We start from the raw sequence: 14,041 nt of genomic DNA, 5'->3' as shown, positions 1-14,041 counted from the left end.
GCAATCTTGCCCGCATGGCCGGAACGAACGGCCCCCTCTGCTCATACCCAATGGCCGGGAGTAACGACTTGTCCGATCTGACTATTCCCGACGAACTGCGCACCTTCTTCGAGAACTCTCCGGTCGCCCTGGCCTTGGGCAGTCCGGACGCGGACAATCCACTGATCCTGGTGAACGGCCGCTTTGCGGACCTGACGGGCTATTCGCAAAAAGACCTTGCAGGTCGCAATTGCCGCATCCTGCAGGGGGCGGCAGAAGATCATGAAGCCCGGGCGAGACTGCGCGCTTTCCTGGGCGACGATGCTTTGGCCAATGTGCGCACCCCGATCCTCAACTTTCGCAAGGACGGAACGCCTTTCGTGAACCTCCTTTACATGTCGAGGCTGCGCACCCTTTCCGGGAGGACGCGCTACATTTTCGCGTCGCAGTTCGATGTCAGCCGCGCCCAGCCCGATCGGCTCAGGGCATATGACAGCGATCTGGGACTGACGCTGACCCGCCTCAGCGCGGTAGCCGCCGAGAGCGGCATCATCGTCGAGGGCACCTTGACCACGATCGCGAATTCGGCCGCGACGATCGCCCAGGCGAGGCTGACCCTCGCCGATCTAGACGACGGCGCGATCCTTTGAGCGGCGACGAACGTACCCGAGGCATCCCGATCGTCGGGATCGGCGCATCGGCGGGCGGGCTTGAGGCCCTGCGCGAGATGCTCTCGGTGGCCCGGCTGCCTACTGAAATGGCATTTGTGGTCGTCCAGCATCTCGACCCCAACTACGAGAGCATGCTGGCGCAGTTGCTGGACCGGGCTAGCCCGCTCGACGTGCTCCAGTGCGAGGGCGGCGAAGAAGTTCTGGCAGACCGCGTCTACATCATACCTCCCGGCCGCGGTCTCGCACTGCAGGACGGCAAGCTCCAGCTGACCGATTTCGCCCAGCCGCGCGGACTTCGCCGCCCGATCGACGATTTCTTCATCTCGCTCGCCGCCGAAAAGCAGACCGATGCCGCCTGCGTGATCCTCTCCGGCACGGGGGCCGACGGATCGACGGGATTGCGTGCCATCAAGGAACATGGCGGGGTCTGCGTCGTCCAGACACCGGAAACCGCGCGGTATGACGGGATGCCCGTATCCGCGGTCGGAACCGGCCTCGTGGACTACGTCAAGAAGCCATCGGAGATCCTCGATTGCCTGAGCGCGTTCTTCGCCCGGCGCCGAGGCGAGCCCCACAAACGCGAAGCCGAACTTGTCGCCGATCATGTCGATGACCTGTGCGCCACCTTGCGCAAGGCCGTTGGCCACGATTTCTCGGGCTACAAGCGCTCGACGCTGGTGCGGCGCGTCGAGCGGCGCATGCACGTGCTGAACATCGATTCGGCCAGCGGCTATCTGCAGCGCGTGCAATCGGATTCAGTCGAATGCGAGGCGCTGTTCCGCGATCTGCTGATCAATGTCACGCGGTTCTTCCGCGATCCCGAGATGTTCGACGCGCTGCGCGAGAAGGTGATCGAGCCGCTGCTGCGCGACCGTCCCAGCGACGACGACATCAGGGTCTGGATCCCGGGCTGTTCCAGCGGGGAGGAGGCGTACAGCATCGCCATGCTCTTCGCCGAGACGGCACGGCGCATGAATTTCGCCAACCCGGTGCAGATCTTCGCCTCCGACATCGACGAGCAGATGCTGCAGATCGCGCGGGAAGGAATTTATCCCGCCTCCGCGCTGGCCGATATCCCTTCGCCCATGCGCGAGCGCTGGACGACGCCGCATGGGGAGAAATTCGCAATCTCGAACCAGATTCGCGACCTTATCCGGTTTTCCAACCACTCGGTTGTAAAGGATCCCCCGTTCTCGCGGATCGACCTTGTTTCCTGCCGCAACCTTCTGATCTACTTCGACGATCGCCTGCAGCAATCGGTGATGCCGATCCTGCATTACGCGATCCGGGAGGGCGGGTACCTGTTCCTCGGCCCCTCGGAAAGCATAGGCCGTTTCGACCATCTGTTCCCGGCTCTGGATCATCACGCCCGCATCTTCGAGCGCGCCCCCGGCACCCCCCGGTACCCGATCGACCTGCCGGGCGGAGAGCATGGCCTTCAGCGTCGCCGCGAGGACAACAGCGATCGGGACGTCCGGCGCAAGCAGTCCGATGCCGGCATAGCCGTCCAGCGCCTGGTCGATCGCTATGCGCCGCCCGCCATGGTGCTAAATCAGGACGGCGCGGTGCTTGCCGCCTATGGCAAGCTGAGCCGCTACTTCGATTTCCCGGTAACCCGCACGGGCGGCTCCAGCGCGATCTCGCTGGCCAAGCCGGGCCTGCGCGACGTGCTCGGCCCACTCGTGCGCCAGGCCCGCGATGCCCGCAAGAAGGTGGTGGCGCGCGAGGTGGAGGTGCGTTCGGATTACGGCATCCAGCCGGTCGAGGCGATCTGCGAGCCGTTGCCTGACAACTCGCTGTTGCTGATCCTGCGCGATCGCGGCCCCTTCCAGCCGTTCGACGGGCCGGACTTTACCGAGATCGAAAGCGGCGACGATCACATGGAGGCGCTGGAAGAGGAACTGCGCCTCACCCGCCACAAGCTGCGCACCGCAGTCGAGGAACTGGAGACCGCGAACGAGGAGTTGAAAAGCTCCAACGAAGAAATGATGTCGATGAATGAGGAGCTGCAGTCCACCAACGAGGAGCTGTCGACCGTCAACGACGAGCTGAAAAGCAAGGTTGACCAGCTTACCGTCGCGAACGCCGACTTGCGCAACTTCTTCGAGTCCACCGAACTGGCGGTGATCGTGCTCGACGGGCAGCTTCGCATCCGCAGTTTTACCGAAGCGGCGACTGCCATTTTCCCGTTGCAGCAGACCGATCGGGGGCGTCTGCTGGCTGACGTCGCAACGCGCCTGGACGACAGCACCTACCTTGACGACGCGCGGCGCGTGGCGGGCAGCGGCGAGCCTCTCCACCGCCGGGTTCGCACCCGCGACGGCGGTCGAACCCTGTCGCTGCGCGTTCTGCCCTATCGGACCCAGCACGGGACGATCGATGGCGCCACTCTGGTATTGAGCGACATCACCGTCGCCCTGCTGATGGAAGATGATCTGGCCGCCGAGCGCGAGAGGCTCGATCTGGCCGTGAAGACCGGCGGGATCGGGGTCTGGGAGTATCGTCCGGATGAAGATGACGTAATCCTCGACACCACGAGCCGCAGCCAGCTTTCGTTACCCGCAAAGGGCTCAGTGAGTCTCGGCGATGTGCTGGTGAAGGTTCATCCCGAGGATCGCGCCTTGCTTGAAGATGGCATCGCTCATGCCCTTTACAGCGATCAGGACATGGAAATCGCTTATCGCGTGTGCGAAGCGGAGGATGCTGCCGCCGCCTGCCGTCAGCTCAAGGCCTACGGCCGTCTCATCGGCTCGCGCCCGCGCCGCTTGGTGGGGGCAACGATCGACCTGACGGCGGAATACGCCGTTGCCGAGACACGCGGCCTCATGCTGCGCGAAATGAACCACAGGGTGAAGAACCTGTTCGCAGTGGTCAGCGGCATGATCGCGGTTGCCGGTCGTTCTCACGACGACGTGCGCAGCTATGGCGCGGATCTGCGCGAACGCATCGCGGCGCTGGGCCGGGCACACTCCCTGGCGTCGCCTTCGGGCGAAGAGCAGCAGACATTCTCGCTTCGGACCCTCATCGAGACGACGACCGCCGCCTACGCTGGGCAATCCGGGATTCTGGTCGAAGGCCCGCAGATCGACATCGATCGCAACTGCCTCTCTCCTCTTGCCCTCATCCTGCACGAATGGACAACCAATGCCGCAAAGTATGGTGTCCTGGGGTCGCGCGCGGGAACCCTCCGCGTGCGCTGGGCGTTGACAGCCGACGGGATTGACTTGCTCTGGGACGAAGACGGTGACGACACGATTGATGCGGGCGAGGGATCGGGCTTTGGGACATTGCTCGTCACCACTTCTGTCCGTCAGCTTGGAGCCCAGATTTCCCGCGAACTGCGCGATGGCCACTTTGCCCTTCGATTGTGGCTGCCTAGCAGTGTGATGGTTCGATGACCGATACCGTACTGATCGTCGAGGACGAGTTGTTCGTCGTGCTCGATCTCGAAGACCTGATCGCCGAAGAGGGTTTCGCTGTTTCCGCACATTGCGGCACGGTTGCCGCCACCATGATTGCGATCGAGCGTCAGCGACCGGTCTGCGCGATCCTCGACGTCCGCCTCCCTGACGGAGAAGTCTTCCCGGCGGCGGATCGCATGCGGGAAATGAATGTCCCGCTTATTTTCCATTCCGGCCACGCTAACGAGAATGCTCTGCGCACTCGCTATCCGGATGCGCAGATTTGCCCAAAGCCCAGTTCTCCTTCTCACCTGCGCGCGGCATTAAAGAAGGCCATCGGCAGAACGGCCTGACAGCGTATATCGGATTGGGGCTAGTTCATAAGACTTCCTCCCCCGAACGTTTTGACCGATGCCTGTCGGGCAGAGTCAGCTTTACGCGACAGTGCGTCAAGTACCGATCATCTGTTCAGATCGTCAGGACTAGGCATCCAGACCCGCATACTGATCCATTCGCACCTGAACGCTAACCTAACTGACATTTACGCGTGGACGTTGGAATGGCGTATATTGATCTAGAGCACCCCTGCTGGTCCTGCGGGGATATTGCCTGCAAGCCCGAAGCTCGGAAATCCTTATGGTTTTCATATGAGCCTGTGCGGTCGAAGTGGATCCGCAACACGCGATGGGGCGATAGGAAACGCGCGAGTGGCGTGCCAGCGGGAGATAACCGATTTGCGCCAAACGGGCTGCCGCCAGTGTGTCCGAGATGTGAGGCATGAATGGCAGAATGATCATCCAGCTTCCCACTACCTTATTGATGGCCGATGCCCCGCGATGCTTTCGCCAAAATTTGTCTGCCTGAGCGGGCAGGCCGTTATCGCATGCTGCCCTGCCGGGCACCGTGCAGTACGCGCGAAAGCTCATCCACCGAGTAAGGGCTTCGACCAACTGCTCCACGGCGGTGTTATTTATATAACCTTCAACAAGGTTCGCTTCCGGACCCTCATGCTGAATGTTGAGGCACTCGCTGAAACCGCATCTCAGTACAGGCCGTCAGTTCAAACATCGATCAGGTTTCGTGCCCGCATCAGAGCCTCGGGGTCGGGAGCCCTGTCAAGAAAAGCGTGAAAGGACTCCATTGGATCACGGGTGTCGCCGACGCTCAGGATCTCTTTACGGAACCGCTCGGCCAGCCGGGCGTCGAAGATATCGCCTGAGGCTGCAAAAGCCTCAAAAGCGTCCGCGTCGAGCGTTTCGGACCAGGCATAGCTGTAATACGCGCTCGCATAGCCGCCGTCGAAGATATGTGTGAAATAGGGGAGGCGATGCCGCAGACCAACTGCCGGCGGCATGCCAAGCCTTTCAAGCTCAGAATCAACGAAAGCGCGCGGATCTGCAGAAGCTTGCTCGCAGGTGTGAATGGCCAGATCAATCAGCGAGCAACCGATGAGTTCGGTCGTGGCGAAACCCTGTCCGTAGCTGAGTGCATTGCGGATCGCCTCGATCAGCGTCTCGGGCACGCCGAACCCGGACAAGACTTCCTTGCTGACGATCCAGTTTTCCATGAGCTTGCTGGGGAATTCGACAAAATCGCGGGCCACCGCCGTGCCCGACTGGCTGGGGTAGGTCACCCGCGAAAGAAGGCCATGCAAGGCATGGCCGAACTCGTGGAACAGCGTGCGCGCCTCGTCGATCGACAGGCGCGTGGCGCCAGTGTCCGGCGGCGGGGCACCCGCGAAGTTTGCGACGAGGTAGACGACCGGAAGCACTTCCCCGTCCATCGCTTCCTGCACGCGCAAAGTGCCCATCCAGGCCCCGCCGTGCTTTTCCGGCCGGGCAAGATAATCGGTGAACAGCAATCCTACAGGGCCAGTTGCCTTGTCTCGGACCTCCCAGGCCCAGACATCGGGATGATAGCCGGGGATGTCCTCGCGGCGCGTGAAGCTCAGTCCGTAAAGCCTGGCAGCCGTATCGAAGGCCGCCTGCCGGACAGCGTCCAGACGCAGATGCTTCGCCACCGCGGCGCCGTCCAGGGCATAGCGGGAACGGCGCACCTGCTCGGCATAGAAGCGCCAGTCCCACGCAGCGAGTGTGAAGGCGCCGCCTTCGGCATCGATCAGCGCCTGCAGCTCGGCCGCCTCCTCCGCAGCGCGGCGCTTGCCGGGCTCCCACAGCTGCTCCAGCAGAGCAAGCGCGGCGCCAGGCGTGTGAGCCATGCTGTCCTCCAGCGCATAATGCGCATGGTCGGCGTACCCGAGCAGGATTGCCCGCTCGTGCCTGAGCGCCAGGATTTCAGCGATGATGGGCCAGTTGTCATGTTCCCCGCCATTGCAGCGCCCGGTAAAGGCGCGCCACAGCTTTTCCCGCAAATCGCGGCGCGTGGAAAAGCTCAGGAAGCTTTCGTAGTCGGTGCGATCAAGGGTTACGTGGAAGCGGCCCGGAGCGCCTGCTGCTGCTGCCCGCGCGGCAGCCGCGTCACGTTGGGAGGGAGGCATCCCTGCGAGGTCATCCTCGCCAAGGTCCAGTATCCAGTCGGCGGTCGCCGCCAGGACGTTATGGCCGAACTTCACGGAGAGATCTGAAAGTCGGGACTGGATTGCGGCAAAGCGTTCCTTGTGCTCAGCCCCCAGAGCCGCGCCGCTACGCCGGGCGCCGGCGTAACTGGATTCGACCAGGCGCACCTGCGCCGGCGTCAGGCCGGCATCATGGCGTGACGCGTGGACTGCAGCGATGCGCTTGGCGAGCGCGGCGTTATGGTTGATCACGGTGGAATGAGCACTCAGCAGCGCCGAGACCTCGGCCTCGATAGCGCGGATGCCCGCCGCTGCGTGCGCTGAGGATAGCGTCCAGAACAGGCGGCGGACCCGGCCAAGCGCTTCTCCCGACCGCTCCAGAGCAGCGATGGTGTTCTCGAACGTCGGCGTTTCTGCCTGTTCCGCGATCCTGGTCACTTCCGCGCGGTGCCATGCGGCCGCGACCTTCAACGCGGGCAGGAAGTCCTCCGCCCGCACCAGCGCAAACGGCGGGGCGCCGAGCGGGCCGTCCCAGGGACGCAGAAGCGCATTTGTCAGATGATCATTCAACGGACTGGACCTCGTCGGTGTATACGTCGAAGCGCGCCAGGGTCGCTGGCCCGAACGCCGTCGTCAAGGCAACGTCGGTAGCATCGCGGCCGCGCGCCATCAGGATGCGGCCGATACGCGGTTTATTGTGGCGGGCATCATGGGTGTACCAGCTGCCATCGATGTAGACGTCGAACCAGGCGCTGAAGTCCATCGGCGCGTCGGCTGCCGGCACCCCGATATCACCCAGGTAACCCGTGCAGTAGCGCGCGGGAAGGTTCATGCACCGGCACAGCGTGATGGCGAGATGCGCGAAATCGCGGCAGACGCCCTGACGCTCCTGATAGCCGTTCCAGGCCGTCTTGTCGGGCCGGGCGTAGTGGTAACCGAATTCAATGTGCCGGTGCACGAAATCGACGATCGCATCCACGCGGTCGCGGGCATTGCTGTAGTGGCCGAAGTTGCTCCAGGCCACGTCCATGAGCCGGTCAGTTTCGCAATAGCGGCTGCCCAGCAGGAATGGCATCACGAAATCTGGAAGGTCCTCGACTGGCATTTGCGGGCCGTTGGCAGGACGCATGTCCGGCTCGCCGTTATCCTCAATGACGAATTCGCAGGACAGGGTCACGCCGCCAGGTGGTATGCTGAGGCGCGTGGCGACGTTCCCGAAGACGTCCTCGAACTGATAGAGAGGAATGTCGGGATCGGCCAGCAGGCGCTGAGGCGTGCGCAGGTCCTGGTGGCGCGAGGGGTGAAGGCTGAGCATCGCCATCATTGCCGTCTTCGTTTCGGTTTCAAATCGGATATCGTAGCCACAGCGGATCAGCATGGGTGTCACTTTCCTGAAGCGCCGGAGCGGCGGCTGTTTACGGCGCCATGGCCGATTGACGGGAACTGGTCGGGATCGGCCCGGTGGACATCGACGGTCACGTCCATGCCGAGGAAACTGGCGGGCAGGCCGAACCAGGTGCCCGACAGCGGCAACGCCTGGTAGGGATCGCGCGCTACTGCAACACGGATGAGCCCGCGATTGCCGATGATGCCGTTGGTGGGATCGAACTCGACCCAACCGGAGCCGGGCAGGAAGATGCGGACCCAGGCATGGGTATTGCCCCCGCCGACGACGCCCTCGGACCGGGACGGATTGTAGACATAGCCTGAGACGAACCGGGCCGCGAAGCCGAGCGCGCGAACCGCTTCGATCATCAGCACGGCAAAGTCGCGGCAGGTCCCTTGACGCTTCTTCAATGTGTCGATCGGCGTCTGGGTGCCCTTTTCATGACGCGGGACATAAGTGAAGTCCCGCTTGATGTTGGTCGCCATCTCGGTCAGCAGGGAAATAGTCCCGGTGCTTGCCTCGTCCTTGAGGAAAGCGCGCGCCCAGTTGTCGACAATGCGCTCAGGATCGAGGTGCTGGCGCTCAATCGAGCGCAGCAGGTCGGGCATGTCCTCTGCCGAATAGGTAAAGGGAAACAGACGCGCATAATTCTCGACGTCCACCTGCGTCTGTGCGAGCGGAGCATGCTCGAGTGTCGTCTCGCTGGTAATCGTCAAGCCTGCCGTGCGGCGCTCAAACGAGGCGACGGCAACGGAATTGCCGAATACGTCGTGCAGCCAGCGCAGTTCATTGGGCTCAGGGTCGATGATCAGGCGCGCGGACAGCAATCGCTGGTCAAACGCCTCGCGCGGCCGCATCATGATGCGATGTTCACCGAGCGAGACAGGCTGCTGGTAGCGATACAGCGTCGTGCGATGGATTGTCAGCAACGGCATGGTGGAACGTCCTGATGGCCGGGCGCGCAAAAGGAAGCGTGCTGGGTCCGCAAGACCCCGAGCCGTTTGGTATTTTCAACGTGGATGGACGCTCACCGTTCCTGCTGATCGGCGATCATGCAGGATCGACGGTTCCATTTCCCTTGCAATCACTTGGTTTGCAGCCCGATGATTTCAGACGACACATAGCGATCGATATCGGGGTATTCGGCCTCGGCCAGGCTCTGGCCCTCCTGCTGGATGCGCCTTTCGTGCATCAGCCCTACTCGCGCCTGGTCATCGACTGCAATCGCTCGCCCGCACGGCCTGATGCCATCCCGGAGGTCTCGGATGGCACCCCCATTCCCGGAAACCGACATCTGAGTGACCGGGCCCGCGATGCCCGGTCCGCCGCGATCCACGGGCCGTATCATGCCACGATCGCGGCGCTCCTTGATACCCGGCTTGCTACCGCCAAGGAGACGGTCCTACTGTCATTGCACAGCTTCACGCCCGAAATGGACGGGATGAACCGGCCTTGGGACGTCGGGGTCCTGCACGGTTCGGGACGGCCTGGGTTCGCCCACGCGCTGCGCGATGCACTCGCCGATCAGGCAGACCTGATCGTTGGCGATAACGAGCCTTACGCCATGGACGAGACCGACTACACGATCCCTTTCCACGCGTTTGCGCGGAACCTGAGCTACGCCGAGATCGAGGTGCGACAGGACCTTGTCGGCAACCCGTCCGGACAAGAAGCGTGGGCGACGCGTCTGGCTGACGCGGCACGACGAGCCGCTGAATTATCGTCGATACGTGACGGCTCAGGGAAAGAGCCTCCTGCTCCTGGGCAAGAACGCATTCGGGGGCACATGGCTTGACGGGCAACTCCTGAACGAGACGGCCCTCATCGCATCAATCCTGCACTCCTCAGCGCATCTTCGATGACCTTGCGCACGCCGGCGGTGCGATGCGCATGCTGGTCATGGATAAAGGGACGGCGCGCGAAGATCTGCGGCATTGCATTGCCGACCAGGTCATTAGCCGGTTCCTGCTCGCGCGGCGCGGGCGCAGGCTTCGTTACAATACTGGCAGCCCTTCTCTCGCTTGCCTGAGCCAGTCCCCAGAAGCGGCAGATGAGCTGGGTCGAGGATATCTTCGCCTCCAGCATGTAGGCACCGCTGGCTCCGCAACCCTCTTCGCTCAGGGTGTCGAGCGGAGTGCCGTGCCCCATGCCGTGGATGGCGTATTCCTCGATCACCTCGCGGCCGGATGCATCGGTCCAGGCACGGCGGGTATGGGCGCCGATAGTCTCGACATGATCCGGTGCCGTTCGCGCACCGTGCAGGGGGCGCCACTGGTCGATGATGGCCTGGGCATTGCCGTGCCTCACTGTCGCATCGGCAGTACCATGCCAGATTGAGAGCGTGGGCCACGGTCCCGCGTGGTCCGAAGCATCGCGAACCCGAGCCGTCAGTTCCAGGGCGCTCGGCATGCCGTGTCCGCGCATCCGGTCGAATGCCTGCGAAACCGTGGCGGCGCTTGCGTAGGGCAGGCCAGCGATGATCGCGCCGCCTGCGAACACTTCCGGATAAGCGGCAAGCATGACCGCGGTCATCGCCCCGCCTGCCGACAGGCCGGTCACGAACACGCGGGCCGGGTCCAGTCCGTGCCGCGCGGTGACGGCGGCAACCATTTGCCGGATGGAATACGCCTCGCCTGCGCCCCGCCGGTTGTCGCCCGGCGCGAACCAGTTGAAGCACAGGTTTGGGTTGTTCTGGCGCTGCTGCTCGGGGAATAGCACGGCAAATCCGTACCGGTCCGCCATGTCCGACCATCCTGCGCCGATGTCGTACCCCCCGGCATTCTGCGTGCAGCCATGCAGGACGACGACCAGCGCGGCGTTGGCCCCTAGAGTATGCGGGATGTAGACGAATCCGCTTAGTCCCCCGGGGTTTGGACCGAAATCGGACAGCGGCGTCAGCCGGCTGCTGGTTGGGATAAAGCCATTTTCGGCTCTCGCGGCGCGCAGGGCTGCGAGCCGGCTGATCGTGTCGGATATCTTGCGCATGCCAGTTCCTTCGGGTCAGGGCCGCTGTGCGGCTGTGTGCGCCAATTTATGCTGCACTGCACAATAATTGGAGGAGAAACGGACGCGCGCAAGACGTGATGCTGCAAAATTAGCCTGCGTTAAGACGTTTGATCAGCTGCGAGGACGCGGCGTCGGCAAATGGTTATCGCGCTCGCGAAGGCCGATGCGCCGCGCTGAGGCATCCGAGCCGCGTTGCTCACCGAGCGCCTGTTCATCAAAGCCGGCCCCCAGCGCCTTCCCGCGAATGCCACGGCGCCATCTAACCTGATCTCCTACACATTGCGATCCGGCCTTCGAGCCTCCCGAGATGACCCCGCGTTCGTGGTTGAGCTGCGTGCGAACGCTCGCGCACCTTGGGGTAGGTGGCACCCAACGCGGGATCAGGGCCAGCCGCCAACAAGCCGGCGCTTGCGCAAGGCAAGGACGCGCCCGTCTATGTCCTTGCACAGCTTCGACATCGAGGACTTGGAGATCCCGGTCATGCCCATCGCCTGCACCGGTTCGGCGAGGCGGCGGGTGCTGACGCTGGCGATCCACTCCTCCTGGATCGCTGCGAACAGCGCCTTCCCCGCAGTCTTGCGCGGCTTCAGGAAGCCGGGACAGCAGGCACCGCGCAGGGACCTTGCGGTTCAGGGCGGAGCCGATTTTACCGCTGCGCAGAGCGTGTCGGAAAAACCGGGCCGCGAACCTGCATCCTTGCGGCATCGAAGGGCCTCTGCCGAGAGACGATTTGCTCGTAGGATCCGCGCAGCCAGGTATCTATTTCATGAGGATCGAGGATCGTCACCATCGCCTTGGGGTGGATCGGTTCAACCAGCGAATTGGCATTGCAGGTCACCATGGTGAAGCCATTTCCCTGCTCCGTGTGCTGCCAGAACCCGGCCACGGCGAAGACAGGTTGATCCGTAACCGAAAACCACATCTCGCCTTTAAGCGGCGGCTTGCCGTCGCCAAGATCGTGCTTTTGCGGCGTAAATTCGCAAAATTCGGTAAGAGGCACCACGCAGCGGTTTTCCGGCCGCTCGGCGAGCCTCTTCCACTGCGGCAACGACAAGTTGCGCACGTTGGTCATCGGATACGGCGCCTTGCCCCCCAGGACGTCCCAATTCATTATGTCCCATGCCCGCACCCCGTCCTGTTCGCGGATGACGTACGCCCTTCCCTTCGGCCGAAGCTCTTGAGGATCGAAGCGGTTGTCGCGCGGGCGCTCGCTGAAGAGCTCGGCGACCGATCCCCAGATCGTCTCGATCTCGCCTTTCATGCGGGCGCGGTTGCACATGGATCAACTCCTGTAAGACGATAGCTTTCTATATGGCGGGCACTGGTCCCTGCCATACTCGCATTTCAAATGTTGCCCTGTTCTTCCATCGGAACCTCGTCACCCGGCGCGAAGTAGAGCGCGGCGCATTCCGCCCGCAAGCATCCGCCTTCGAGAGCAAGGTCGTCACGAAATGCGTCCTTGATAAAGTCCATCGTGTCGAGGTGACGATCCTCGAAATACATCTGGTGAACGTCGCCGCGACCCGCGCCATAGATTATGCGACCGACCTTGGCCCAGATCGAGGCCATCGTGCACATTCCGCACGGCTGAAGGGTCGAGTAGAGCGTCGCGCCGCGAAGGTCCATGTCGCCATGGACTGGCCCCGCTCCGCGGAAAGCCACCATTTCGGCATGGGCCGTCGCGTCGCAAGTCTCTTCGGTCTCGTTGACTGCCCGGGAGAGCTCGCGGCCATCCAGCACAATGATGGCAGCAATCGGGGTGTCCTGCGGCGTTGTTCCTTTTGTTTTTGCCAATTGAATGGCCGCACGCATCCAGGCTCGGTCGTTGTCGTCGAACATGGCGGCTTAGGCGCCCGCAGGCCGCAGGCCGGCCCCGGCCGTACCAAAACTTGCCGGCTCGTCGCGGGAGTAGGTCCCGATCAGCAAGCCAGCGGCCAGGACTTTGCCCTGTATCGCATCGAGAAACGCGGAACGTCCCGGGTTTGCTTCAAGGACTGGGACGTGGGAGAGCGCGAAAAGCTGGAATACGTAGTCATGTGCCCCGTGGCCCTTGGGAGGATCTGGTGGCAGCCAGCCTTCGGCCAGATAACTGTTTCGGCCTACGTCGCTGCCGTCCGCTGCGCCATTCCCGTCGGGCATGATCGCACCCTCGGGCAGCCCTCCAACATCGGGCGGGATATTCCAGACAAGGCCATGCACCAGGGGATTGGGGGCCGGTGCATCGGGATCCTCGACAAGTAGCGCCAAAGATGCTGTTCCTGCCGGGAGAGGCCCCCAGATCAGCGGCGGTGAAACGCCCTCCCCGTCGGCGGTGAACCTGATCGGGAGGCGCTGACCGTCCGCGAATGCGGGACTCGAAAGCGGAAAGAGCCTGTCGCCCATGTCTTCGCGAACGATTGCCAGTTTCGAGTGTCCGGCACGGACATCCTTGAGCAAGCTCCCCAGCCAGGCAGGTACGTGTTCGAGCACTTCGTCATCCTTTCCTCATCGGGCGATGAGACTTCCTGCATCTTCGATGGTTCGCTGCATGCGGCCCCTACATCAGACGAACAGGCTCCGTTGCCCGGTCTGCGTGGACCGTCCGGTCATGCCTTTGCAGGTAAGCATCAACATGTGCGACAAACGCGCTTTTGAACGCCACGAGATCAACAGTGCGCCAGGAAACCTCGTCCCTTATGCCTTCGATCCGGCCGATCAGAACGTCCTGGTCTCGGCAGTACATGATCGGCGTCGTGAAGCCGCGATGGTGCAGGCGATTAGCGGCAACCAGGAGGGAGTTTTCAATTTCAGGCATCGCTTCGGTAACGCACAAGCGTAAGGATGGTCGCAAGGGGCATCCGAATTTACTGACGATGCACGGATTCTTCTCCTGCTCCAGCAAGCGTGCTGGATGTCGCAGGCGCCGATCTGATCGCAAGGTCCGGTATCGTTATCACGACTCTGTCGGCGCCCTATCTTCGTACCGCCCGGCAAGGCGCAGCTGACGCACGATCCCATTAAATGCCGCAGTCACACCCTGGGCTCGTCCGATCTCGTTCTCCTGGCGCGCCGCGTCCCAGTACAGTTCAAGCGGCCAACGCTC

12 protein-coding genes and 1 pseudogene are annotated in these 14,041 nt (G+C 62.8%); 5 read left to right on the top strand and 8 right to left on the bottom strand.

What is annotated here, in order from left to right; genetic code table 11:
* Positions 1 to 68 precede the first annotated feature (68 nt).
* The 3 genes from LH128_RS08230 to LH128_RS08220 are packed head-to-tail and all read left to right on the top strand — an operon-like array spanning position 69 to position 4,404.
* The gene (locus tag LH128_RS08230; protein WP_008829154.1) at positions 69 to 629 is read left to right on the top strand and encodes a PAS domain-containing protein; all 561 of its coding nucleotides are present in this window, start codon (positions 69 to 71) and stop codon (positions 627 to 629) included.
* The gene (locus LH128_RS08225) at positions 626 to 4,048 is read left to right on the top strand and encodes a CheR family methyltransferase (RefSeq protein ID WP_008829153.1); all 3,423 of its coding nucleotides are present in this window, start codon (positions 626 to 628) and stop codon (positions 4,046 to 4,048) included. The genes LH128_RS08230 and LH128_RS08225 overlap by 4 nt, the downstream gene beginning before the upstream one ends.
* Positions 4,045 to 4,404 carry a response regulator gene (locus tag LH128_RS08220; protein ID WP_008829152.1) on the top strand — a complete coding sequence of 120 codons (360 nt, stop codon included), beginning with the start codon at positions 4,045 to 4,047 and terminating at the stop codon, positions 4,402 to 4,404. The genes LH128_RS08225 and LH128_RS08220 overlap by 4 nt, the downstream gene beginning before the upstream one ends.
* 707 nt (positions 4,405 to 5,111) lie before the next feature.
* On the opposite strand, the gene LH128_RS08215 is transcribed toward LH128_RS08220, so the two are convergent.
* Genes LH128_RS08215 through LH128_RS08205 form a run of 3 tightly spaced genes read right to left on the bottom strand, consistent with a single transcriptional unit; the run spans position 5,112 to position 8,888 of the window.
* Positions 5,112 to 7,136, bottom strand: coding sequence for a M3 family metallopeptidase (locus LH128_RS08215; protein ID WP_008829151.1), 2,025 nt, complete (start codon positions 7,134 to 7,136; stop codon positions 5,112 to 5,114).
* Positions 7,129 to 7,944, bottom strand: a complete 816-nt coding sequence (locus LH128_RS08210) for a transglutaminase-like domain-containing protein (RefSeq protein ID WP_008829150.1) — start codon at positions 7,942 to 7,944, stop codon at positions 7,129 to 7,131. Before LH128_RS08210 ends, LH128_RS08215 begins: the two co-directional genes overlap by 8 nt.
* A gap of 5 nt (positions 7,945 to 7,949) precedes the next feature.
* Positions 7,950 to 8,888: a transglutaminase family protein gene (locus tag LH128_RS08205; protein ID WP_008829149.1), complete on the bottom strand. Its 939-nt coding sequence runs from the start codon at positions 8,886 to 8,888 to the stop codon at positions 7,950 to 7,952.
* 14 nt (positions 8,889 to 8,902) lie between these two features.
* Here LH128_RS08205 and LH128_RS08200 point away from each other — a divergent pair, with 14 nt between their 5' ends.
* On the top strand, positions 8,903 to 9,748 hold the full coding sequence (locus LH128_RS08200; RefSeq protein ID WP_051211442.1) for an N-formylglutamate amidohydrolase: 846 nt from the start codon (positions 8,903 to 8,905) through the stop codon (positions 9,746 to 9,748).
* 26 nt (positions 9,749 to 9,774) lie between these two features.
* On the opposite strand, the gene LH128_RS08195 is transcribed toward LH128_RS08200, so the two are convergent.
* From LH128_RS08195 to LH128_RS32050, 5 genes and pseudogenes are all read right to left on the bottom strand, one after another.
* Positions 9,775 to 10,938 (bottom strand): extracellular catalytic domain type 1 short-chain-length polyhydroxyalkanoate depolymerase, encoded by a 1,164-nt coding sequence (locus tag LH128_RS08195; RefSeq protein WP_008829146.1) that lies wholly within the window; start codon positions 10,936 to 10,938, stop codon positions 9,775 to 9,777.
* A 364-nt stretch (positions 10,939 to 11,302) separates the two neighbouring features.
* Positions 11,303 to 11,570 (bottom strand): annotated as a pseudogene (locus tag LH128_RS32055) (transposase); the annotation flags it as partial.
* Between the two features lie 35 nt (positions 11,571 to 11,605).
* Positions 11,606 to 12,238, bottom strand: a complete 633-nt coding sequence (locus LH128_RS08190; protein ID WP_008829144.1) for an SOS response-associated peptidase family protein — start codon at positions 12,236 to 12,238, stop codon at positions 11,606 to 11,608.
* Between the two features lie 65 nt (positions 12,239 to 12,303).
* Entirely contained in the window at positions 12,304 to 12,798 is a 495-nt protein-coding gene (locus tag LH128_RS08185) for a nucleoside deaminase (RefSeq protein WP_008829143.1), read from the bottom strand.
* 6 nt (positions 12,799 to 12,804) lie between these two features.
* Positions 12,805 to 13,428, bottom strand: coding sequence for a YbhB/YbcL family Raf kinase inhibitor-like protein (locus LH128_RS32050; RefSeq protein WP_008829142.1), 624 nt, complete (start codon positions 13,426 to 13,428; stop codon positions 12,805 to 12,807).
* Between the two features lie 103 nt (positions 13,429 to 13,531).
* Between LH128_RS32050 and LH128_RS08175 the strand changes: the two genes are divergently transcribed.
* Positions 13,532 to 13,777, top strand: coding sequence for a hypothetical protein (locus tag LH128_RS08175; RefSeq protein WP_327195111.1), 246 nt, complete (start codon positions 13,532 to 13,534; stop codon positions 13,775 to 13,777).
* The last annotated feature ends 264 nt before the right edge of the window (positions 13,778 to 14,041 follow it).

It is taken from the genome of Sphingomonas sp. LH128 (assembly GCF_000293195.2).
Classification (GTDB): domain Bacteria; phylum Pseudomonadota; class Alphaproteobacteria; order Sphingomonadales; family Sphingomonadaceae; genus Novosphingobium; species Novosphingobium resinovorum_A.
This window is presented reverse-complemented; position numbering and strand designations above follow the sequence as displayed.

Coding starts and splice junctions, on each gene's coding strand:
- LH128_RS08210 (WP_008829150.1), bottom strand. CDS start 7,944: ATGCTGATCCGCTGTGGCTACGATATCCGATTTGAAACCGAAACGAAG.
- LH128_RS08200 (WP_051211442.1), top strand. CDS start 8,903: ATGGCCGGGCGCGCAAAAGGAAGCGTGCTGGGTCCGCAAGACCCCGAG.
- LH128_RS08195 (WP_008829146.1), bottom strand. CDS start 10,938: ATGCGCAAGATATCCGACACGATCAGCCGGCTCGCAGCCCTGCGCGCC.
- LH128_RS08185 (WP_008829143.1), bottom strand. CDS start 12,798: ATGTTCGACGACAACGACCGAGCCTGGATGCGTGCGGCCATTCAATTG.
- LH128_RS08190 (WP_008829144.1), bottom strand. CDS start 12,238: ATGTGCAACCGCGCCCGCATGAAAGGCGAGATCGAGACGATCTGGGGA.
- LH128_RS08220 (WP_008829152.1), top strand. CDS start 4,045: ATGACCGATACCGTACTGATCGTCGAGGACGAGTTGTTCGTCGTGCTC.
- LH128_RS08205 (WP_008829149.1), bottom strand. CDS start 8,888: ATGCCGTTGCTGACAATCCATCGCACGACGCTGTATCGCTACCAGCAG.